19 protein-coding genes and 2 pseudogenes are annotated in these 22,108 nt (G+C 67.3%); 8 read left to right on the top strand and 13 right to left on the bottom strand.

What is annotated here, in order from left to right:
- Positions 1–14: 14 nt before the first annotated feature.
- The 4 genes from ACWDA7_RS33680 to ACWDA7_RS33665 are packed head-to-tail and all read right to left on the bottom strand — an operon-like array spanning position 15 to position 2,425.
- The gene (locus tag ACWDA7_RS33680) at positions 15–389 is read right to left on the bottom strand and encodes a hypothetical protein (protein WP_450609242.1); all 375 of its coding nucleotides are present in this window, start codon (positions 387–389) and stop codon (positions 15–17) included.
- Positions 386–553: a hypothetical protein gene (locus tag ACWDA7_RS33675; RefSeq protein ID WP_450609240.1), complete on the bottom strand. Its 168-nt coding sequence runs from the start codon at positions 551–553 to the stop codon at positions 386–388. Before ACWDA7_RS33675 ends, ACWDA7_RS33680 begins: the two co-directional genes overlap by 4 nt.
- A gap of 13 nt (positions 554–566) precedes the next feature.
- Positions 567–1,490: an RNA polymerase sigma-70 factor gene (locus ACWDA7_RS33670; RefSeq protein WP_450609238.1), complete on the bottom strand. Its 924-nt coding sequence runs from the start codon at positions 1,488–1,490 to the stop codon at positions 567–569.
- Positions 1,487–2,425, bottom strand: a complete 939-nt coding sequence (locus ACWDA7_RS33665; RefSeq protein WP_450609236.1) for an NAD-dependent epimerase/dehydratase family protein — start codon at positions 2,423–2,425, stop codon at positions 1,487–1,489. The genes ACWDA7_RS33670 and ACWDA7_RS33665 overlap by 4 nt, the downstream gene beginning before the upstream one ends.
- Positions 2,426–2,658: 233 nt before the next feature.
- Between ACWDA7_RS33665 and ACWDA7_RS33660 the strand changes: the two are divergent.
- Positions 2,659–2,952: pseudogene (locus ACWDA7_RS33660) on the top strand (IS701 family transposase); the annotation flags it as partial.
- 304 nt (positions 2,953–3,256) lie between these two features.
- Here the strand turns inward: ACWDA7_RS33660 and ACWDA7_RS33655 are convergent.
- Positions 3,257–4,225, bottom strand: coding sequence for a helix-turn-helix domain-containing protein (locus ACWDA7_RS33655; protein ID WP_450609235.1), 969 nt, complete (start codon positions 4,223–4,225; stop codon positions 3,257–3,259).
- A 273-nt stretch (positions 4,226–4,498) separates the two neighbouring features.
- Here ACWDA7_RS33655 and ACWDA7_RS33650 point away from each other — a divergent pair, with 273 nt between their 5' ends.
- Entirely contained in the window at positions 4,499–4,702 is a 204-nt protein-coding gene (locus ACWDA7_RS33650) for a DUF6417 family protein (protein ID WP_450609233.1), read from the top strand.
- A gap of 452 nt (positions 4,703–5,154) precedes the next feature.
- Here ACWDA7_RS33650 and ACWDA7_RS33645 read toward each other — a convergent pair whose 3' ends face one another.
- The gene (locus ACWDA7_RS33645; RefSeq protein ID WP_450609231.1) at positions 5,155–6,069 is read right to left on the bottom strand and encodes a helix-turn-helix transcriptional regulator; all 915 of its coding nucleotides are present in this window, start codon (positions 6,067–6,069) and stop codon (positions 5,155–5,157) included.
- A 231-nt stretch (positions 6,070–6,300) separates the two neighbouring features.
- Here ACWDA7_RS33645 and ACWDA7_RS33640 point away from each other — a divergent pair, with 231 nt between their 5' ends.
- On the top strand, positions 6,301–7,014 hold the full coding sequence (locus ACWDA7_RS33640; RefSeq protein WP_450609229.1) for a type 1 glutamine amidotransferase domain-containing protein: 714 nt from the start codon (positions 6,301–6,303) through the stop codon (positions 7,012–7,014).
- A gap of 235 nt (positions 7,015–7,249) precedes the next feature.
- Positions 7,250–8,296: pseudogene (locus ACWDA7_RS33635) on the top strand (NAD(P)-dependent alcohol dehydrogenase).
- A gap of 145 nt (positions 8,297–8,441) precedes the next feature.
- Here ACWDA7_RS33635 and ACWDA7_RS33630 read toward each other — a convergent pair.
- Positions 8,442–8,627 carry a DUF5808 domain-containing protein gene (locus ACWDA7_RS33630; protein ID WP_450609228.1) on the bottom strand — a complete coding sequence of 62 codons (186 nt, stop codon included), beginning with the start codon at positions 8,625–8,627 and terminating at the stop codon, positions 8,442–8,444.
- Positions 8,628–9,385: 758 nt separating this feature from the next.
- Between ACWDA7_RS33630 and ACWDA7_RS33625 the strand changes: the two genes are divergently transcribed.
- A complete protein-coding gene (locus ACWDA7_RS33625) occupies positions 9,386–10,483 on the top strand; it encodes an NADH:flavin oxidoreductase/NADH oxidase (protein ID WP_450609226.1) in 1,098 nt (365 codons plus the stop codon).
- 308 nt (positions 10,484–10,791) lie between these two features.
- On the opposite strand, the gene ACWDA7_RS33620 is transcribed toward ACWDA7_RS33625, so the two are convergent.
- From ACWDA7_RS33620 to tnpC, 3 genes are all read right to left on the bottom strand, one after another.
- Positions 10,792–11,160 carry a hypothetical protein gene (locus ACWDA7_RS33620; RefSeq protein ID WP_450609224.1) on the bottom strand — a complete coding sequence of 123 codons (369 nt, stop codon included), beginning with the start codon at positions 11,158–11,160 and terminating at the stop codon, positions 10,792–10,794.
- Between the two features lie 220 nt (positions 11,161–11,380).
- On the bottom strand, positions 11,381–12,409 hold the full coding sequence (locus ACWDA7_RS33615; RefSeq protein WP_450609222.1) for a helix-turn-helix transcriptional regulator: 1,029 nt from the start codon (positions 12,407–12,409) through the stop codon (positions 11,381–11,383).
- A gap of 587 nt (positions 12,410–12,996) precedes the next feature.
- Entirely contained in the window at positions 12,997–14,523 is a 1,527-nt protein-coding gene (gene tnpC / locus ACWDA7_RS33610; RefSeq protein WP_450609220.1) for an IS66 family transposase, read from the bottom strand.
- Positions 14,524–14,997: 474 nt separating this feature from the next.
- Between tnpC and ACWDA7_RS33605 the strand changes: the two genes are divergently transcribed.
- From ACWDA7_RS33605 to ACWDA7_RS33595, 3 genes are all read left to right on the top strand, one after another.
- On the top strand, positions 14,998–15,927 hold the full coding sequence (locus tag ACWDA7_RS33605) for an SAM-dependent methyltransferase (protein ID WP_450609218.1): 930 nt from the start codon (positions 14,998–15,000) through the stop codon (positions 15,925–15,927).
- 265 nt (positions 15,928–16,192) lie between these two features.
- Entirely contained in the window at positions 16,193–17,119 is a 927-nt protein-coding gene (locus ACWDA7_RS33600) for a GNAT family N-acetyltransferase (protein ID WP_450609216.1), read from the top strand.
- Between the two features lie 235 nt (positions 17,120–17,354).
- A complete protein-coding gene (locus ACWDA7_RS33595; RefSeq protein WP_450609215.1) occupies positions 17,355–17,843 on the top strand; it encodes a cupin domain-containing protein in 489 nt (162 codons plus the stop codon).
- 237 nt (positions 17,844–18,080) lie between these two features.
- Here ACWDA7_RS33595 and ACWDA7_RS33590 read toward each other — a convergent pair whose 3' ends face one another.
- The 3 genes from ACWDA7_RS33590 to ACWDA7_RS33580 form a co-directional block, all read right to left on the bottom strand.
- Positions 18,081–18,878 carry a maleylpyruvate isomerase family mycothiol-dependent enzyme gene (locus ACWDA7_RS33590; protein WP_450609213.1) on the bottom strand — a complete coding sequence of 266 codons (798 nt, stop codon included), beginning with the start codon at positions 18,876–18,878 and terminating at the stop codon, positions 18,081–18,083.
- A gap of 36 nt (positions 18,879–18,914) precedes the next feature.
- A complete protein-coding gene (locus ACWDA7_RS33585; RefSeq protein ID WP_450609211.1) occupies positions 18,915–19,823 on the bottom strand; it encodes an NAD(P)-dependent oxidoreductase in 909 nt (302 codons plus the stop codon).
- 88 nt (positions 19,824–19,911) lie between these two features.
- On the bottom strand, positions 19,912–21,294 hold the full coding sequence (locus ACWDA7_RS33580) for an NADP-dependent succinic semialdehyde dehydrogenase (RefSeq protein ID WP_450609209.1): 1,383 nt from the start codon (positions 21,292–21,294) through the stop codon (positions 19,912–19,914).
- Positions 21,295–22,108 lie beyond the last annotated feature (814 nt).

Below are 22,108 nucleotides of genomic sequence, written 5' to 3'. Positions count from 1 at the left end.
GCCGGGCGGTTGCGTTAGCGCCAGGCCAGCCGGCCGAAGACGAGCCCGCCGGCGAAGAAGTAGGCGTCGGTCGCGCGGCCGCCGGCGAAGAAGTAGGCGTCGGTCGCGCGGCCGGACCACAGCACGGACGCGGACGGGTGGGCCATGCCCGTCGCATCCTCGATCGACAGGCCGGTGATCCCGTTGGGCAGCAGGCCGATCGAGCGGGTCAGGTCGTCGACCAGGCCGGAGACGCCGCGCAGGGTCAGCAGCGCCCAGCCGAACCAGACAAGGAACGCGGCCAGGCGGCGCAGCCGACCGCGCGGCCACCCGCGCGCGATCGCCAGGCAGGCCCACGCCCCGATCGGGAAGGCGGCCACGATCACCACCTCGAAGATCCGACCGATCACCGAGTGCGGTAGGAGGCCGGGCAGCACGCCGCCGCGCCCGAAGGTTCGCCGGCGTACCAGTAGACGTGGAAGGCGAAGAACACGACGATCCACGCGAGCGCCGCGTAGGCCGGCCACGCGACGCGGCCGTCGGCCCGCCCCGAACGCGATGGCCTGGTTCGCATGAGAAGTGTCCGGTCAGTTCGTGGACTGGCGTGCATGACGCGCCTCGCGAAAGACTGCCCACGCATCGGCTACCGGGCCGACGTGGGCGAGCTTGTCGGGGTTGATCACCGAGCGGATCGTCTGGACCTGACCGTCGACGATGTCCAGCGCCCAGGTGTTGATGACGTTGCCGTGCCGGTCGCGGAAGATCGCGCCGGGCTGCCCGTTGACCTCGTGGGACTGCATGACACCGCCGAGCCGCAGGAACGGCGGGACGAGAGCGGCGAGCACCTGGGCGACGTTCTGCGCGCCGACCAGCTGGGCGGCCAGCTGCGGCCCCTTGCCGCCGCTGTCGCCGATCATGTGCACGTCGGCGGCCAGCAGGTCCCGCAGCCCGTCGAGGTCTCCTTCGCGGAAGGCGTCGAAGAACCGTTCGGCGAGCTGCTCGCGCTCGCGGCGGTCGGCTTCGAATCGCGGGCGTCCGGCGGCCATGTGCCGGCGTGCGCGCACCGCGAGCTGACGGCAGGCCGCCTCCGAACGTCCGACCGCCGAGGCGATCTCGTCGAAGCCGAATCCGAACACCTCGCGCAGCACGAACACCGCCCGCTCGAGCGGACTGAGCCGTTCGAGGAGCAGCAGGGCCGCCATCGACACCGAATCGGCCAGCTCGGCCGATCGCGCCGGGTCCTCGTACGGGTCGGCCAGCAGCGGCTCGGGAATCCATGGCCCGACGTACTCCTCGCGGCGGACGCGCGCCGAACGCAGCACGTCGATCGAGATACGTGTGACCACCGCTGACAGGAACGCCTTGGCCGAGGCGGGTTCGGTCGATGTGGCCTCGTAGCGCAGCCAGGTCTCCTGAACGGCGTCCTCGGCTTCGCTCACGCTGCCCAGGATCCGGTAGGCGATCGAGAACAGCAGCGGTCGCAGCTGTTCGAACTCCTCGGCTCGGTTCACGCCAGTTCCTCCTGGAAGCCCTGCCGCCACGACGGGTATCGCAACTGCCAGCCGAGCTCGCGTTTGGCCTTGGCGTTGGAGAAGCCGCGGGCCTCGGTCATCATGATCACCGGCACTTCCCCGGCCAGCATGCGGGCCAGCCACTTGGGAACCCGCATCGGCCGCTTGGCCCCGGCGCACTTCGCCAGGTAGGGCAGCCACTCATTCACCGGCGCGGGCTCGTCGTCGACGATGTTGAACACGCCGGCCGCGTGCTGCTCCACCGCCAGCACCGTAGCGCTCGCCGCGTCGTCGAGGTGGACCCACGAGTGATAGCCGTTGGCGCGCCCGACCAGCGGGTACTTGCGCTGGCGCACCAGCGTGACCTGGTCGTCGATGGCCCCAGGCCCGTAGAGCCCCCCGTAGCGCAGCACCGCTCCTCCGGCCTTGCCGACGACCTCCTCGACGTGGCGCAGGGCCTGCATCGACGTGTACGCGGCCGTGCCCTCCTCGAGGTCCAGCGGGTCCTCCTCGGTCTTCACCCAGCCGCCCTGGCGAATCCCGTTCCAGCACGCGTAACCCTGCGCGACGAAGTGAGACACGCCGCTCGCCTCCGCGGCGGCCAGCAGATGATCTGTGCCCTCCGTGCGCAGCTTGATCGTCGGAACCGCCCACCGGTCGAAATGCCTGAAGTCGGGCTGGCCGGCATGCGTTATGGAGATCCCGGTCATCTGGTGCACGATCGTGTCCGGCCGGGCCGTGGCCACCGCCTCGCCGACCGACGCCGCGTCCAGGCCGTCCATGACCACCGGCTCCGCGCCCAACCGCTCCAGCATCCCCACCTTGGCCGCGTTCGTCGTCGTCGCTGTCACCTGGTGGCCCCGGGCCACGAGTTGCGGCACCAACCGCTGACCCAGAACACCGGTCCCACCCGCCACGAACACCCGCACAACCATCACCGTCCTTGACCTCGAATAGACCTCACACCTGAGACGAGACAGCCCGGCCCGGCTGTGACATCACCGGCATGCGCCGTGACGTAGGGCACAACCGCAGCCCCACACGTACTTGGGTGACTGCCGGGGTCGACGTCACCGCGCCGAGCCAACCGACCAAGCGGGTGTGATCCCCCAGCCAGGCTGCTGAGTCGATGGATCGAACGAAGAATGCCTCGGTCATGTTCTTGGTCGGCTCTGTCCTCGCGGTGGCCTGTTCGGCCGAAGTGGCCACCGGTGCAGGCACGTTCCGCGCCGATGCCCTGGTGAAGAAGATGCCGAAGCGGGCCCGGCAGAAGCTCTCGGCTGGACGCGGTGCGAAGGGACAGCGGTTCTACGACTGCGCCGTCATCGATCTCACCGGGGCGGCGCCGGGCAGCCGCCGGCTCCTGGTCCGCCGCAACCGCACCACCGGCGAACTCGCCTACTACCGCTGCTTCTCACCCCAGCCGGTGCCGCTGACCGAGCTGGTGCGGGTCACCGGATCCATCTACAGCCGGAGTACTGGGTGCGACGGGAGAGCGTGCGTCTTCCACGGCGCGGTCCTCTCGCCGCGATTCGGCCATGACTGCGCTGATGATCCGCCGGAAATCCTCAAGATGGTCATGCGATCGGGGACGGGGTTGGGAGCTGTTCGGTTTCGGATGTGCACGAGTGTGCGCGAGTGTAGGAACGGTTGGCGCGTGGACCAGGAAGATCACGCTGTCCGCGGTCTTACCGCGCCGGCGCGGCGTACGCCGCGCCCACTCGACGCGCGTCGCCACAGAAGTGGCACAGGGTCGTTCGCCGGGCTCAGATCCAGCCTCGCTTGGCGGCTTCGGCGCCCACCTGGAAGCGGGTCTCGAGGCCGAGGCGGGACGCGATCGTGGCGATCCGGCGGGTCACGGTGCGCGCGCTCGTGCCCAGTTGCCGGGCGATCGCCTGGTCTTTGTAGCCTGCTTGCAACATTCTCAGCAGCAGGAGATCATCCGCGCTCGGCTGGTCGGGGGTCACCGGAGCCGTCGAGACGATGGGTTGTGCCCGTTGCCAGTAGACGTCGAACAGCTCGAGGAGTGCGTCGAGCAGACCCGATTGATGGACGACGGCGATTCTGTCGTACCGTCCTCCGATCAGTGCGACCAGTGCGACACGGCGGTCCATGATCCGCAGCCTGAACGGCACGGCCGACAGGAGCCGGGCCTGCTCGCCGAGCTGGGCAAGGCGGGTGATCAGTTCGAATCTGCCATGTTGCTCCAGCGCCTCGGGGCTGTACACGGACCGTATGTCGACGCCGCGGTCCAGTAGATCCCTGGTGAAGGTTTCCTCCAACTCGGTGCTGTACGGGCCCAGGTACGGTGGCCGGTCCAGCACCCAGAAGTGGGTGCGGATCGATTGGGTCAGCTCGGCGACCCGCAGGGTGATCGCCGCCTCACCAGTGATCACCTCCACCAACTCGGTGGGATGCTCCTGCAGTCGGCTGGCGCGGTACTCGCTTGCCAGGTCATCGACCACGTCTCCCACTGCGGCGAACGCTGCCTCGGAATCGGCTCGGCGTTTGGCGAGCAGTGCGCTCAACGCGGTCCGCGGGCTGACCGGCCGGTATTGGCCGTGTCCTTCTGTGCGCAGCACGCCCAGTTCCACCAACCGGGCCACCGCGTGCCGTATTCGGCTGGACGTGGCGCCAAGGTCTTCTGCGATCTCCCGCGCCGTCCGGTCCGGCTTGGCCAGAAGCGTGCGGTAGACCCGCTCTTCGAACTCACTGATCCCGAGGGCGCCGAGCACCGGGCCTCCTTCTGTCATCACCGCCCGGCAGGAGGTAGGCCCGGCACTGGCGTGATTCGCCAGCCGACGGTATCAGACAAGAGATCAACTGCTCTGGGGTCGTATGCGCTGAGCGCACGACGCGACGGCGTCGACAGTTCCTGCAGGTCACAGGTCACATTTACCGTTGTCGACACTCTGAGGTGCGAGACGGGCATGCGCACGATGTGTGACGGCCCGTGAGGCAGGGGACCGCGACGAGATCGACTTCGCTCCGGTCGAGCACACGACCGAGTGCTGGCCCTGCTCTTCCTCGAGGAGGTGCATGACCGGTTGCGTCTGCTGGTGGCAGTCGCCGGGGACGGCGGACGGATGTGCTGCGAGGCGGACCGCACGGCTCAGGAGGTCGCCGCCTGCATCCCCCTCGGAGAACTGACCGCGTCGCCCGGATGGACCACAGATTTGGCGGCCGCACCCGAGCCCCGGGTGCGGCCTTAACGCGTTCCGTGCTTCAACGCATACCCCGCCAACTTCAGGAAGGAATAAAGCCGTCGCGATGAGCGGGATGCCCGTCACCGGCGGGTCGGCAGCGGCGTCGCTCTGGGCGGGCGGTCCTGGTCGCGTCGCTGGATGATGCCCCGTTTTCGGTGTCAGCCGATGAGTGCAGCGATGGAGCTTCCGGCGAGCCAGTCCTCGTATTCGTCATCGGTCCAGCCGCGCTCGCGGCACAGGAGTTGATAGATCTCCGGCGAGTTCAAAGTCCAGATTATATCGGGGGAGAGTACAGCGATGGCTTTGACGGGCTGCACTTGAAGCTGTGTTGAAACGGACCGGCCCCCTAAGTTCAGCCGGGATGCGCCACGGTCGAGTCGATCCGCACAGCCGCAAGTGATGCCGAGAATCCGGTTCGTTGAACACGAGGCGAGCCCGTTCCAGCCCCAATGAGAGCGCTAATCAAGTCGCCGAGGGTGGGCGGTGCGCCCGGAGGCGCTGCTGTGGCTGCTCGTACCCCCGGGAACTGCTGGTTCCTTGGCGCTCCAACTGGCGAGCAGCTTCCAGGCGTCCTGGGAGGCCTGGTCTTGGGCCGGTAGGTACAGGAACAGGGTCTGGTCGGCCTCGCCCGGCAGCGCGAAGGCCTGATAGTCGACGGTCAGGTCGCCGACGATGGGGTGGTGGTGGCGTTTGCGACCGTGCGTGCGGTCGAAGACCTTGTGGTCGGCCCACCAGCGGCGGAAGTGCTGGCTCTTCACCGCCAGCTCGCCTACCAACTCGGCTGTGCGGGTGTCGTCGGGGTGACGGCCTGCGTCCATGCGCAGGATCGCGGTCATCTCGGCGGCGATTTGTTCCCAGTCCGGGTACAGCGAGCGGGCAGCCTCGTCCAGCAGGATCCAGCGGGCGAGGTTGCGCTCACGCGCGGGCATCGCCTCGAAGTCGGTCAGAAGCGCGCGGGCGAGGTGGTTGGTGGCCAGCACGTCGGTGCGGCGTCCGAGGATGAAGCCGGCCTGGTCGGTGAAGGAGTCCAGGAACCGGCGTACCAGGGGCCGGACGCGCTGTACGACCGGTGCGGAACGGCGGGCACTGCTGGGTTTGGAACCGGCGAGGTCGAAGAGGTGGGCGCGTTCGGCAGGGTCGAGCCGCAGCGCGTCGGCCACGGCCTCCAGTACCCCGGTGGAGGGGGTGATCTGCCGCCCCTGCTCCAGGCGCGTGTAGTAATCGGTGCTCACCCCGGCCAGGTGGGCGACCTCCTCGCGGCGCAGCCCCGGCACCCGCCGGTAGGCCCCTCGCTCGGGAAGCCCGGCCGACTCGGGGGTGATGCGGGCTCGGGACCGGCGCAAGAACTCGCTGAGCTCGACGTTTCTGGCCATGCCTTCATTCTGCGCCCCCGGTATTCCGCGGTCGACCAGGGAAGGGGGGTCGCTGAGTCCTATGCAACCGATTCCCTGGCAGTTCAGGGCCGGGAAGCGGCCTCCGCGGGCCGGAGGTCGCGTGGTGTTCTGGATTGCGGAGGCCAGCCGGGTAGCTGCCGGGTCTGATGACCGGGCCGCACCCCGATCCCCTCCTTCCGCTGAGCCCCAGGTGGCATCCCCCTGAAGAAAGTGAGTGCCGATATGGCCCGGATCCTGATAGTGCTGTCTGGCGTCGACTACTGGACGCTGAACGACGGCAGCAAGCACCCCAGCGGCTATTGGGCCGAGGAGTTCGTGGTTCCGCACCGCATCCTCACGCAAGCGGGGTTCACCGTCGACATCGCTGCCCCGGAGGGCGGAAAGCCGACCGCCGACCCCGTGAGCCTGCGGCCCGAGGTAGCCGGCCCCGAGGCGGACGCCTTCGCCGCTTACATCGAAGATGCGGCCGAAGCGCTCGCCCACCCCAGGGCACTGGCCGACATCGACACGGCCGACTACGACGCGATCTTCCTGCCCGGCGGGCACGGTCCTATGGAGGACCTGGCCCACGACGCCGACCTCGGCCGCATCCTCATCGAGGCGGACGCCGCCGGGAAGATCATCGCCCCGGTGTGCCACGGCCCCGCCGCGCTGCTGTCGGCGAATCTGCCGGGCGGACGCTGGCTGTTCGCCGGACGTACCCTGACCGTCTTCACCAACGAGGAGGAGCGGCTCAACGGCACCGCCGACCGAGCACCGTGGCTGGTCGAGACCGTGCTCACAGCACGCGGAGCCGTCGTTCGTTCCGCGGCAGAGGCTTGGAACGCGAACGTCGTCGTCGACGGAAACCTGTTCTCCGGCCAGAACCCCGCCTCCAGCGAGCCGCTGGCCGAAAGGGTCGTTGCCGCACTCACCGACCGCTGATCCCGGCTTCGTCGCGTCCCTGGCGGGCGGGGTCCCGCCCCGCTCCGCGCAGCCGCAGGTCGTGAACAAGGCCTCCCACACGAAACGTTCTGAGCCGAACTGCCGACACGTGGCGTCGCGCCAAGGGGCCTGGCCACCAACCACCCGACCGCCGGATCAGCGCACCTGCTACCAGGTTGCTCATGCCCTGCGACCACGGACTACGTCGGAACCAACCATCTAGGGAACCTCTCGTATGACCACCACCACTGCCTATGCCGCGCTTGCTCCCAAGTCTCCGCTGGAGCGCACCACCATTGAGCGTCGCGCGGTCGGCGGGTTCGACGTCCTGATCGACATCAAGTACGCAGGCATCTGCCACTCCGACATCCACCAGGCACGCGCGGGCTGGGGCGAGGCGATCTTCCCCATGGTTCCCGGCCACGAGATCGCAGGTGTCGTACGGGAAGTCGGCCCAGGCGTCACCAAGTTCCAGGTCGGCGACCGCGTGGGTGTCGGCTGCATGGTGGACTCCTGCCGAAGCTGTGACAACTGCGAGGCGGGTCAGGAGCAGTACTGCACGGGTGGCGGCGGCAAGGTCGATACGTACAACGCACTCGACAAGGACGGCTAGCCTACCTACGGCGGTTACTCCCAGGCGATCGTCGTCGACGAGAACTATGTGGTGCGGATCCCCGACGGCCTTGCCCTGGATGTCGCCGCGCCGCTCCTGTGCGCCGGCGTCACCACCTACTCCCCGCTTCGGCACTGGGGCGCCGGTCCGGGCCGGAAGGTGGCGGTGCTGGGCCTGGGCGGCCTGGGCCACCTGGCCGTCAAGATCGCCCACGCGCTCGGCGCCGAAGTCACGGTCCTCTCCCAGTCCCTGCGTAAGAAGGACGACGGCCTGCGTCTGGGCGCCGACCATTACCGCGCGACCAGCGATCCGACGACCTACGAGGAGCTGGAGGGCACCTTCGACCTCATCCTTTCCACCGTCTCGGCCCCGCTCGACTACGGCGCCTACATGTCCCTGCTGAAGACCGACGGCGCCCTGGTGAACGTCGGCCTGCCCGAGGAGCCGATCTCCCTCGACCTCTTCTCCCTCGTCACCGGCCGCAAGACCATGGCCGGCTCCAACATCGGCAGCATCGCGGAGACCCAGGAAATGCTGGACTTCTGCGCCGAGCACGGCATCGGCGCAGAGATAGAACTGATCCGCGCCGACCAGATCAACGAGGCGTATGAGCGCGTACTCAAGAGCGATGTGCGGTACCGCTTCGTGATCGACATGGCGACGATCTGACGGACGGGACGGCGTGGCGGCGCTGCCGACGGCCAGTGCTGTGACCGCGATCCTTCACCGGTCTGAGTAGTCACGACCGAACGTCAAAGCCGGCTGCTCCCCAAGCAGGTCACCGGGATGTCGCGAGGTGCGCAGCACCGTGGCGTCAGCGTTTGCCCAGGTAGACGATCACTCCCACGGCGAGGGGAGCGCCGAACGTCCAGACCCAGGCCATCGGGTGGCCGTAGTTCAAGGTCCGGCCCCATCCGAGGCGCTTGGGAACGGCGAGCCGTGGATCATCCCTGTTGACGTAGAAGATCCCATGCCAGTGGCGATCATTGTCCCCGTTCATGGCCCGCCTCCAGAGACCCGACCCGCTGGAATGAACCTACCTGGCACAAGAGACACCACCAACCGGTGAAGGTTTCCGGTCGCAGCACGAGGGGGTGTCGCCGAGAGCACGAAAGGCCGCGCGCGGTGCCTGCCGGAAGGCACGCGGCCGAAGGTCACCGCCGGTCGTGCGGTCGCGGAGATCGACGCCCGGGATTCCTCGGTGGCCGAGAAGAGCGCCTCGGCGCCACCCTCAGCCATCTGGTAGCCGCCGATGCGGCACCCGTCACCGTGAGTGGTGACTGGAACCGGCCCGTCTTCGCCCGCAGCTCCGAGGCGGCCGCGCTGGCCGGTCCGGCCCAGCGCTGCGCGAGCCTGCTCAGTGAGGAGCTGGGAGAAGCGAACGCTGGGGAAGCGAGAGCGACAGTGCTTGCGCCGCCGCAGCGGGCAGCCCGGTACTGGATGGGCTGGGCGCCGCCGGGAACGGCGCCCAGGCGCCCTCGGGATACGTGTCCGCTGCCGGGCTCGTCCGGGCGAGCCGGGCCGGCCGCGCTGATCCTGACGTCGCGGGCCTGATCCGTCCCGGCCGGCGCGACTGCGCATCGTCACGGAGCGACGACTGTCGGGTACGGAAATTCTTTGCCCGACTAGGAATGCATACGCCTATAGAGTGCGTTTGCAAGTATGCGGATCGCAATCAAGAGCGGCCGGAGATCCTCTCCGCCGTTCGGCCACGTGGCCACCGCGGGGCCGCTTGTCGCACTACAGGAGAGACCTTTTGTGACTACGCTCTTCGAGCCCTATCACGTTCGATCGCTGACCATTCCGAACCGCATCTGGATGGCCGCGATGTGCCAATACAGCGCAGCACCGGAAGGTGAACTCGCGGGTGTGCCGAACGACTGGCACTTCACGCACCTCGCCGCGCGGGCGACCGGAGGCACTGGCCTGATCATCACCGAGGCCACCGCGGTGAGCCCGGAGGGCCGAATCAGCCCGTACGACCTCGGCATCTGGAACGACACCCAGGTGCAGGCATTCCGTCGGATCACGGACTTCCTGAAGTCTCAGGGCACCGTCGCGGGGATCCAGCTTGCCCACGCCGGCCGCAAGGCCTCGACCGAGCGGACCTGGGTCAACCGCGGAGCGCCGATCGCGCCCGAGGAGCAGTACGGGTGGACGCCCGTGGCCCCGAGCGGGATCCCGATGCTGCCGGACGCTGCGACTCCCGAGGAACTGACGGTGGAGCAAATCCGAGCTGTCGTACGGGAGTTCGCCGATGCGGCCCGGCGTGCTTTGGACGCGGGGTTCCAGGTGGCCGAGATTCATGGTGCGCACGGGTACTTGGTCCACCAGTTCCTGTCTCCGTTCAGCAACCGGCGCACCGACGAGTACGGCGGTTCCTTCGAGGGACGCACCCGCTTCGCCATCGAGGTCGTTGAAGCCGTGCGCGCGGTGTGGCCCGAGGACCTGCCGGTGTTCTTCCGTATCTCCGCCACCGACTGGCTCGAAGAGAACGGCGACGCACGCGAGGGCTGGACCGCGGACGAGACGGTGCGCCTGGCCAAGGAACTCCGCGCGCGGGGAGTCGACCTGTTCGACGTGTCGACCGGCGGCAACGTGGCGGACGTGGCGATTCCCGTGGGCCCCCACTACCAGCTGCCCTTCGCCGAACGAGTTCGCTCGGAGGCCGACATGCCGGTGGCGACCGTCGGTCTGATCACCGATCCCACCCAGGCGCAGGCCGTCGTCGCCGCGGGCAAGGCGGACGCGGTACTGCTCGGACGCGAACTGCTGCGCAACCCGTACTGGGCACGCCACGCCGCCGTCGAGCTCGGCGGTGAGGTCGCGACGCCGGACCAGTACCACCGCGCGTAAGCGACAACCGCGCGCCAGGGAGAACGGCGCGTGGTGCAGAGCGCCGGAGACGGACGAAGGGTCCCTCCGAGGATTCCGTCTCCGGCGCGCCTCGAGCCGGCAGGTCTCCCCGGTCGACCACCGTGCTCGCGCACGCTCTGCTACAACAGCGGAAGGGACGCCTTGAGCCCTTTCCAACCTGTCCAGCGGGTCCGGAAGTCGGCCTGGTGGAGCGGTGAAGCCCCGGGTAGATGCAGCACCACCCGGACGACCGATCTCGTGCAGGCCGTCCTGATGCTTCACCATGCATCTGTGGGGGCGAGCAGGTCTTACCGGGGGTCATCGCTTTCCCACGGGTAGCCGAAGGAATCCGGCCGCAGCCCCCAGAGGGCGAGCATGACCTCCAGCGCGGACTCCTCCGCCGCCGAGGCGGCGCGCACCAGCACCGCATCGATGTCGTAGTCGAATCCGTCGATCCGGTCGGCGTCGTACTCCCAGTGCTCCAGGCGGAGGCTGTGCGTCGCGTCACCACGCACCCAGTCCTCCAGCGCCGCCTGGGCATCGCGCGTATCCCGTTCCGGAGTGATATCCACAAACGCCCGCCGACCGGGTCGGGATGCCGAGACATCGGTGACCAGCCGTCGCCCCAGGCGCAGCGTGGTCAGCTTGTCCGTCGGCCACACTGATCGCTCATTCACGACCTGCATCCTGACGTTCCCGATCCAACGACGCCACGCGTTTCATAGCAGACCCGAGCACCGCTTCAGCTGCGCACGGACGTCAGCACAGCACTACGAGTCATGGGCAGACTCGCCCCTGCGAGGTTGGAAAGAGGTCCTTGTCCGTCATCCGTTGCGGTCAAGCCCAGAGCATCCACCCGTCACCCAGACTCATCCACCGCCCGAGCACCTTTGAATATCAATTCTCACTGCCTACCTTGCCGTAGTTTCTCAGGTAGGCGGCGGGAGTGGTTCCGTAGAATGACTTGAATTGTCTGATGAAGTGACTTGAATCCGCAAATTGCCAACGTGCGGCGATTTCGGAAACGCTGGCTGTGCTGCCCAGCTTCATGAGCTCACCGTGAGCTTTTTGCAGGCGTCGACGGCGAACGAAGGCCATGAGGGAATCATTCGATTCCGAAAATGATCTGTGCAAAGTGCGAACGGAGACCCCGATCATTTGGGCAACCATCGCGGGGGATAGATCAGCTCTCTCGATATTTCTTTCGATGACGTTCTTCGCAGCATTCACCGTGGCGTTCGGGTGATCCTGTAGGCCCAGTTCGGAACGCTCGGAAAGCATTCCTGAAAACAGGGTCGCGCAGGCGTCCAATGCAATATTCTGCGTGGAGATCGAGCGGTCGAGATCGCTGCTGCTTCTCTCGATCGCTTCCAAGAAGTTCACGAGGAAGCGAACCTCGGGGGCTGAAACATCCGAGGTGTACGCCTGGCTGAGTATCTGAGATGATCCGACGCGTGAAAGCACCAGGTGCCGCGGGATTGTCACGACGCGCAGACGGGTGGCCGGCGCGCAAAAGAACTCCCAAGAGGCTTTTGTGTCCCGGATGCAGATCTGGCCGGGGGTGACAGAGTGGGTTCCCGTCTTTCCCATGAAATTGATCTGGCCAGAGGTCACCAGGTCGGCCACGATCGGGTCCTGGTCCAGATCGTTCCCCGAGATTCCCGTCAACGAATCACAGTACACTTTGACCGATAGCAGACTATCGAATAGATGACCGTTTGCGGAGAATTTGAAACCACGGGAAGCGAGATGGTGGGGGATGGTGACGCGCTTGAGGTGTGAGAATGGTCCGCCTTCCCACCCCTGGAAGATGCGCTTGGTATCCTCGATTTGCCGAGCCGAAAGATTCATGCTGGTCTTGAAATTTGTTGCGCGACTGGAATTCAGGAGAGGTTCCGCGAAGTCGTCTGGCTTCTGGTCACTCATCTGCGCCTCTTTTCGACCGCTCTAGCCGGCATTCGTGTCGAGCGCATAGGGCGGTCGATGGGAAATCCATGTGGTTACAAGTCGGTGGCACCGTTGTCGTCCTTGAGGTTTTTGTACGGTACTCGCTGATGGGGACTCCTGTCGAATGATCAAGGAGCGTTGGCGTCATCGTTCAATCCTGTGGCCCTCATGTACAACTTCGGCGTCTTCCTGGCCGCCTCGTGCACAGTTGGCCGTGGCGCTTCGAGGGCGTGGTGCCGGCAGTGTGTTCATGCGTGAAGGCCACCGGGGGAGCGGCGGTCCGCTGGGAGAGCAGTGCGGCGATTGCGTGGGTGAGATCGCTCATGTGCTCGGGACGGCCGGAGGGGGCGGGCAAGAGCCTTCTGGCCCTTCGGCGGTTTGAAGCCGTGCTTGACGTGGATACGCGGTGAGGAATGCGCCCTCCGCTGCCGCTCGTGTCTTCTCCTGCCCGGCGCGAGAGTTCTTGTGGACCGTGCGATGTAAACATTCAGCGGGTGCGCGCTGGGTGGTGGATTCGGGCGTGTGGTGACGGCCGGTGACCGTGGCGGTCGTCGGCTGGCGGGGTGTCAGGCGCGGGCTGCGGGTGGGAGCCAGGTGGTTCCGGTGAACGCGTCCCGGAGCACGGTGAGGGGGTTGACCGAGTGCTTGGCGGCGGTGGAGAGCACACCGCGGATCCGGTAGCGGTCCTTGGCTCGCTCCAGGTCGGTGAGCCGGCCGGAGATGTTCTCCTGGATCTTCGAGGGTCGCAGGTCGCGTTCTGCCTGGTTCGAGGTGGGTGGGATGCGCAGGTCGGTGGTGAAGCGCAGGAAGTCGTCTTCGCGCTGGTGGAAGGCCTCCAGCAGCAGGCGGGCCTTGCGGGCGCCGGGCCGGGCATCGCCTGGGTGGGCGGTCGCGGCGAGGCCGATGCGGACGGCGGCGCGCAGGCCGCGCACGGCGAGGCTCTTGATTCGCTCGGGCAGGGAGGTCTCGCCACCTGTGCGGGCCTGGTTGGCGCGGTGGATCAGCTCGCGTAGCTCGTCGGCGAGCTGGGTGGGCCAGGTGTCGTCGGGGTAGAGCTCGGCCGCTGCGGCGAGGTCGCGCAGCACGTGCGCCAGGCACAGCTGGTGGGTGAGGGGACCCAACTGCGTGCTGTCGTAGGCCTGGTAGCGGTCGTGGACGGCAACGGCGCCGGGTTCGAGGTCTTGCAGAACGGTCTGCCGGAAGGTCTTCATGGAGCGGTCGCCGAGCAGGAAGTGGGTGTAGAGCTCGGTGCAGGCGACGTGCAGGTAGCCCTTGGCCTCCTTCTTCCCCGGCGCGGGGGTGGCCGGGCCGACCTTGAGCGGGGTCTCGTCCGCGCAGACCGCGAACGCGAGCGTGATCAGGGTGCGGATCGCGAAGTCGCACGCGGCCAGCGCCGCCGCGGCGCGCCGCAGCAGCGAGTGCACGAAGCCGGCCGACGGCTTAGCGCCGGTCAGCGAGGCGAGGACCTCCACCACCCGGTGCACCGGGACGAAGTGGACGACCAGGAGGTAGACCGCGTAGGCGCGCAGGTTCGGCCCGTACTCGATCTGGCCCATCCCGGCGCCCTCGGGCCGGGCCGCGGTGTGCACCTTCCCGCACGCGCAGGCCACCGCGTGCTGGTCGTACTGCACCACCGTCACGCTGACCAGCGGGATCTCGTGCTGCTGGTAGCGGTCGACCACCCCCAGGTCCGCCGCACCGGCCAGGTCCGCGCCGCAGCCGCACATCCCCTGGGGGTAGCGGTCCCGGCGGTCGTCGAGCTCGTCCTCCTCGCGCCGGCGCAGCGCCGTCCCGGGCGCGCCGGGCTGCTTGCCCCTGGCCCGGCCGGACGGCTTCGCACGGCGCTCCTTGCGCGGCGGTGTCCGCCCGGGGTCGTCGTCCTTCGAGGACGGCATCGAGGAGTTGCCGCTGTTGCGCGACAGCAGGTGCCGCAGCCGCGCCAGCTCGGCCGCCTGCTCCTCGAACTTCTCCATCAGCGAGGCGAGTTGCGCGGCCATGGCGCTGATCTGGGCGTCCTGGCGTGCGATCACCGCAGCCTGCCGCCCGGCGAGCTCCACGAGCTCCTCCCTGGACAGCGACTCAAGATCAGGCACACCAAGATCCAACCACATGCGCCGACCCGACATCACTCACGGGCCGTCACAAGACGCCAGCCACCATCACCCTCCGATTACCCGCTGAAGGTTTGCCGTGCGATGTGGCGGCGTCGCACCTCATCCGAAATGTCCGTAATGACCCGCGGTGTCCCAGGTACTGCCGTGACGCGGTCGACGGATGCCTGACCGGAACCGCGTTCAGGCTCCACCCGAGTCTGAACAACAGTCGGACGCACCTTGACGCTCAAGGCGCAGAACACGCAGACCGTGGCGAAGATAAACCCGTAGCCGACTGCGGGCGTGATGCGGATTCCAGAACCACGGCGACGTTGCGCGAAGCGATCTTAGGCACTGATCTTCTATCCAACCGGGCGTTGTACGGGTGACGATCAGGGCTGTTGTTCCGGGCGTCGGCACGGTCGAAGTGCTGCACGTGGCATCAGCTTTTTCAATGGACAAGAGCGGGAGACAGTGCAGCAAAGCGCAGTGGGGCAGGACCCTCGAAAGCTAGTAGGGAACGCTCTTCCCTCGGATATCGGCTGGACAGGCTTGCTGACGGCGCATATGCGCGCCGTCGAGAGTCAGCGCAATGACCGCCTCTTCGACGATCCGTTGGCCACCGCGCTGGTGGACCTCGTGCGTAACGCCGTCCACACGGATCCTGACGGCACGTTGCCCACAGGGCCCGAAGACGACAGCGGCGAGCTCACAGAGGCCTGGTACATGCTGGCGACCTACTTGGGTGTCCGCACGCGCTACTACGACGACCGCATCCTTGACGCCGTCAGCGGGGGAACGCGGCAGGTAGTCCTCCTGGCGGCTGGGCTGGACTCGCGAGCCGCCCGACTCGCTCTGCCCACCGGCACCATGGTGTACGAGATAGATACCGAACCCGTGCTGCGATTCAAAGAATCGGTGATCGAGAGTGCTGGTCTGAAACCCAGCGGGGGACGTCGACCGGTCCATGCGGATCTGCGCGGCCCCTGGGTTGAGAAGCTGACTCGTGCCGGCTTTGACCCCCTGCGGCCCACGATGTGGCTGATAGAGGGGCTGCTCATGTACCTCGCGCCCGAGGATTGTGATCGCCTGCTCAACGCGGTGACGCACTTGAGCGCTCCCGGCAGCTGCGTGGCACTCGAGTATTTTGAGAGCGTCCCTCGCCAGGACGATGTGTCCACTGTCAATGATGTTGAAGCAGCCGTGATTGGCCGCATCGTGAGCTTTTTCCAGGACGGGCCGGCCCTCCCGCCCAGTCGATGGCTGGAAGAACACGGTTGGGATCCTGATGTGATCACACTCGCTCAGGAGATCGCAGGACACGGCAGGGACATACCGCCTCTGTTCCAGAAGGGACGCCGGCACGAAGTCGGTGTCTGGCTCGCACACGGCCGTCTGCACTGACCCCCGTCGGTCCCCGCTCATGCGGCCCCTCAGCCGCGCTCGACGGGTTGCCCGGCGGGTCGACCCTTGCCAGTGCGGTCTTGCCCGGAGAAACCGCTCGGCCCATTTTCGGCTTGGTCGTTCGGTCCTTCCGGCGTTCCTGTTCCAAGCGACGTCAATGGGCAGGGGCGCCCTGGCTGGCTCGCCGGCGGCTTCCCCCGGGCGATCCCTCGTGCCGCGGCGCGGATCGTGAGGGCTCCGGAGCCGCGGACGAGCCGGACAATCAATGCGCAACACACAGAAGGCGGATTCCATGGCCATGCCGGCAGACATCGTTCCTCTCCTTGAACAGGCGGAGGCCGAGGAGATGAGCGAGTTCCAAAGTCTTGTGGTCGGCCAGGACCGCTCCGCACTGGGCATGGCGTCGGTCCGCCTCCACGGAGGCGTCTGCATGTCGGTCGGCGACGATCCCGACGAGTACTGGAACAAGGCGCTCGGCTTTGGATTCGAGGCGCCGGTGACCACGAGCCTCGTGTCGGACGTGCTCGAGTTCTACGCGACTCACCAGTCCCGCGTGGCCGTGCTCCAGTTCGCGCCCTCCGTGATGCCGGCCGACTGGGAGCAGAGCGCCCGGGAATTCGGGCTGCAGCGCACCGCAGGTGTGATCAAGTTCGCCGCTCCGGTCGAAGCCGTCATCGATGCGGGCCGATCGGCTGAGCTGAGGGAAGGCCTGTCCGTGGAAGCCGTGCGACCGGAGCACGCCGCGAATTGGGCGCACACCGTCGTCAGCGGTATGGGAATGAAGGAGAACTGTTTCCTGCCCGGCTCCATAGGCACCGTGGGGCATCCCGCATGGCGGCCCTTCGGTGTCCGCGACGGCGACGGTAACTATGTCGCCGGCGGCAACCTCCGGATTCACGGCCCTGTGGCCACGCTCTTCGCCGGAGCGACCCTGCCGCAGGCGCGTAACCTCGGGGCCCAGGGAGCGCTCGTCCGCGCGCGAGCCCTGGCCGCCCGCGAAGCGGGATGCGCATGGCTTTTCGTCGAGACCGGACCCTCGACCCCTGAGCGCCCGAACCCTTCGTACCGGAACATGCTGCGATACGGATTTGAGATCGCTTATCAGCGGCCGAACTGGGTGTGGAAGCGGCCCCTGACGCATGGAATGTCGAATTCTATTTCGACTGGATCCCGGTCGGCTGCTATCTCCTAGCATGCCGACGGCGAGCCAGGAAGTCTCACATGTTTTGACCACGGGGGAAGTAGTTCGTATTTGCCAGGCTCGCCCGAAAGATCTTGTTCCCTGTGAATGAAATGCACGGGTGGTGCTGGACAGTCGCGTCCGAAATGCGTCACGTACGAACAGCCCATGGCTTCGTCCGTGGCGTCATCGGATCCCATACGAGTCCCGCCGCCTGTAGGCCGCGGGCCAGCGATTAGGAGATGTTGTGAGCAACTGGGGATCTGACGGTTGGGCGGTGGCGCCGGGCGAGGGCGTGCGCGTGGAGCCTGGCGGCAAGCACTGGCTCGAGGTGATGGTGAGCGGTAAGGACGTCGATGGCGCCCTGGGGGTGTTCGTCTTCACTCATGACGTCATCACCGAGAACCCGCCGCATGCCCACCACGCCTTCATGAAGATCATCTACGTGCTGGAAGGGCACTACGATTTCCGCGTCGGCGACGCGACCTTTTCCGGAGGACCCGGCACGGTGGTCGTGGTGCCCAAGGGAAGCCAGCACACTTTCACGACTCCCACTGGCGGCCGGGCGCTGTTCGTCTCGTCGCCGGCCGGCAACGAGGAACTCTTCCTCGAATTGGGCAAGCTGGGTTCTTCTCCCACCCTGGAACAGCTGGCAGACCTCAATGCCCGGTTCCACACCACAGGGTTGGGGGATGAGGAGGCTTCCTGGCAGCAGATGCACAGTAGGGGTGACTGACACCGTGTGCAATCAACCTTGTGGTCCGGCGAGGCGGGCGGATGAGGTCGTGCGTGCCCACGATGACCAGCGCTGGAGTGCCGATCTAGCACAGTCGGCCCCCGTCGTCGAAAGACGCGCCGGTCACATGGTTGACCGACCAGCCCATAGCGACGGGCGCACAGAGGCCAGGGAGCGGAACTCAATGCCGGCTCACCCTGGAACACCTTGTCCTCCTCGACCATAACGCGGTCTCTGCTAAATGATGTTGAGGCAGTCGAGGAACGGCGTCGCGGTGGATGCGTCCCCCGTGATGCGGCAGTGGTCGCGCCAGGGTTTGCGGGTGGTGGCCCATGCGATGAAGTCGAGTGCTGTGCTGTGGACCTGGGTGGTGGCGTCCGCACCGGGTGCCACGGTCAGCCGCCCGTCCGGCTCGGTCGCCGGGAGGATGGTGACGGTGGTGGCGCCCGGCCCGGTCAGGTCGAGGACGAGGGGTCGGTCGACGGTGGCGGTGAGTTCGGGCCCCTGCATCTGGGGGAGGCCGGCGAGCATGAAGTCGACAGCGGGGGAGACCAGGCCGTCAGCCGGTTCCGGCAGGGTGAACGGGAGCGGGCCGTCCGGGGCGAGCATGTCGTTACGCAGGTGGCAGAAGACGTTGAACGCCATGGTGTTCGCCAGGAGGTGCCGCGGATACGTCCCGAGCCCGGGCACGTCGACGGGCTCGCCGGCCCCGGGCGGTTCCTGGGCCGCTTCCAGGAGGTCCAGTTGCCGTGGGGTGCTGCGCCGCCACTCGTCGAGGACTTGGGCATGGCTCCAGCCACGGCGTTCGTCGACGCGCAGGTCGTGGTAGCGCTCGCGGTTCTTCGGTAGTGAGGGGTCGGGCGGCGGTGGGTCCACCGCCTCGGAGGCGAGGGCAGCGAGGTGGGCCATCACGTCGATGACGCGCCAGCCTTCGCACGCGGACGGCAGCTCCCATTGATCGTCGTCCATCTGGGAGATGATCTCCGCCAGTTGCGCCGTGCTCGAGCGCGCGGCGGCGATGCCGGCACGGGTCATCGTTCCTCCCTCGCCTCTCTCGAAGGGACGGCCCGGTCAGGATGCGGCGTGGCGGGACACGAGGTAGGTCGCGGCGACGTCCGCGCGGCCGAGTCCGTCGTCGGCCGCGCGGTCGAGGCGTTCGCGTACGACTTCCGCGATGCCCAGGTGCAGGCCGGCGGCACGGGCGGTGTCGGTGATCAGGCCGGCGTCCTTGTCCGCCGCTTCGAGGGGGAAGGAGGGTGTGTCGAGGTCGTTGTCGATCATCATCGGGCCCTTGCTCTGTACGTAGGTGCTGTTGAGGCCGCTGCCGTCGATGACGTCGATGACCAGGTGAGGGTCCAGCCCCAGGGTGTCGGCGAGGGTGAGGGACTCCGCGATCCCCTCGACAGTGGTCAGGACCCACGCGTTGTAGGCGAGTTTGAGGCTGCTTGGCTGGCCTACCTCGTCGAGCCACATGATGCGTGATGCCACCGCCTCCAGGACCGGTCGCACCTGTTCCCGTGCCTCCCGCTGGGGGGAGGCGGCCGGGATGGTCAGGGTGCCGGACACGGCCGGTTCCTTGGTGCCGAGGATGGGGGCCTCGACGTACGCGACGTTCAGGCGGCTCGCCTGTTCCGCGAGACGGCGACCCCCGTCCGGGGAGACCGTGCACGTCTGCACCCACACCGTGTGACTGTCGAGGCCGTCGCGGGCCTGGTCCATCACGTCGGCGACCACCTTCTCGTTCGCGAGGGCGGTCAGTACGACGTCTGCGCCGCGACAGGCCTCGGCCGGTGTGTCGCATACCGTGGCGCCGACGCCGGCCAGTGGTTCGGCGCGGGCGCGGTTGCGGTTCCAGGCGCGGAGTCCCAGTCCCGCCGCCGCGATGTTGCGTGCCATCGCCTCTCCCATGGTGCCGGTGCCGAGCACCGCGACCACGGGCCTTCCCTGCCCAGACGACGGCGTCCGGTTCGCTTCGCTCATCGTCGCGCCTCCATGCGCTCGGCGGGCAGCGCGCCGCGACGGCCGGCGCGCATGCCCAGTGGTGTCGACTGCCGCCCGGTAGCGAGGTTCAGGCGTCCTGGCCGATCCAGACGGTCTTGGCGTTCATGAACTCCCGCATGCCGAGGTCGGACAACTCGCGTCCGTAGCCGCTGCGTTTGACACCACCGAAGGGGATCTCGGGGTAGCTGGTCGTGTTGCCGTTGATGAAGGCCATGCCCGACTGCACGTCGCGGACGAACAGTTCACGTTCGGCCTCGTCCTCGCTCCACAGGTTCGAACCGAGGCCGTAGGGATGGCCGTTGGCCTCCTGCAGGGCCTCCTCCAGGGAGGAGACCGTCCACACCTGCGCCACGGGGCCGAAGACCTCCTCGTGGTACATCCGCATCTCCGGCGTGATGCCGGTCAGCACGGTGGGCGGGTAGAACCAGCCCGGCCCGGCCGGGCGTTCGCCGCCCAGCAGCACCGTCGCGCCCTTGGCGATGGCGTCATCGACGTAGGACTCCACATCGCGCCGGCCGGACTCGGTGGCCAGCGGACCGACGTCGGTGCCCGCTTCCATCGGGTCGCCCACCACCAGTGCGTCCATCTTCGCCACGAACATCTCGATGAAGTCGTCACCGATGTCCCGGTGCACGAAGAACCGCTTGCCGTTGATGCACGACTGCCCGTTGTTCAGGCACCGCGCCTTGACTGCCACATCGGTGGCCCGCTCCAGATTCGTGGAGGGCATGACGATGAACGGGTCCGAACCGCCCAGTTCGAGGACCACCTTCTTGATCTCGCCACCGGCGATGGTGGCCACCGACCGCCCTGCCGGTTCACTGCCCGTCAGCGTCGCGGCCGCCACCCGCGGGTCGCGCAGCACCTGCTCCACCCTCCCCGCGGAGATCAGCAGGGTCTGGAACACGTCATCGGGGAAGCCCGCGTCACGGAAGAGCTCTTCCAGGTACAAGGCGCACTGCGGCACGTTCGAGGCGTGCTTGAGCAGACCCACATTTCCCGCCATCAGGGCGGGCGCGGCAAACCGCATCGCCTGCCACAACGGTAGGTTCCAGGGCATCACCGCGAGCACCACACCGATCGGCTGGTAGGTCACGAACGTCTGCTTCGCGCCCACGCGCGCGGCGTCAGCGTCCAGGTCTCGCAGGTACGCGGGGCCCTCGATGGCATAGAAACGCAGCCCGTGCACGCACTTGACCACTTCCTCCTCCGCCGCACGGAAGGTCTTGCCCATCTCCGTGGTGATCATCCGGCTGACGCTCTCGATCTCCTTCTCCAGGCGTTCCGCCGCATGCTGCAGCCATCCCGCCCGCTCCTCGACGCTCGTCAGCCGGTACGAGGCGGCCGCGGCCGCCGCCCGGGCGAGCTTGTCCTCCAGTTCCTCAGGAGTCAGTTCGTCGAACCTCCTGAGAACCTCACCTGTCACGGGACTCGTGGTTGCGATAGCCATAAACCCACGGTATGACCGCCTAGTGAGACCCGCAATTCACCTATTTGCCCCATATCGGACCGTGAAGCGGAGCGCTGATCCGCTGTACCTTCCACCCGCAGTCCAGCACCCCGCGGTCCCACAGCGACGACCCTTCGTGCAGCCAGGGCACACCGTTGGTATACGGCATACGGCGTACGGCGTCCTCGCCGACCGTCTGCCGGACCGCGAAGCCCCTGCCGCAGCGGTGGCCCCGGTGACCGGCGCCAGAACCCGATGTCTGCTTACGCTGTACGGCCCAAGCCGCCTTTCCGCTTGCCACCCGCTGCCGAGCCCTTGCGTCGATCGCCTAGCCGGCCTGCCCGCTGAGCCGGTAGGGAGGGGACGGACGAACACGGGCCCTGTTCGGCGGGCGAGATGACGGTGCCGAGCGGCACGCTCGGCGCTCTCTGCGGCCTTGGCCTGTGCGTAGTAGTGAGTAGTGAGGACCGACGACTCCCGTCCGCTGACACGTCTGGTCAGTGAACTTCTTCCGTGCTGCAGGGCGAGGAGCTCGGTGTGCTCGCCCTCACCTCTGACGCCGACATTCGGCGACGTGGCCGGGAAGGACAGCGAACCCCTTCCAACCTCGCCAAGGCTGTTGACGTGGCTTAGCCGTGGCTGAGGCGGGCGGAGGTGCTCACGGCAGGATGGACCCTGTGCCCACCCTCGTTGTCGAGATCCACGTACCGCTGCTGCCGTCGCTGACCTCCAGGCCGCGCAGCAGGAGGCGAAGCCGCCGTCGTAGCGACGTGTGGGCGGGGGGTGAGGGTTCCCCGTGGCCGTGTCGGACGTC

The organism is Streptomyces sp. NPDC001156, from assembly GCF_053598275.1.
Note: the sequence above shows the minus strand (reverse complement) of the source record. Positions and strands in the feature narration are given on the sequence as shown.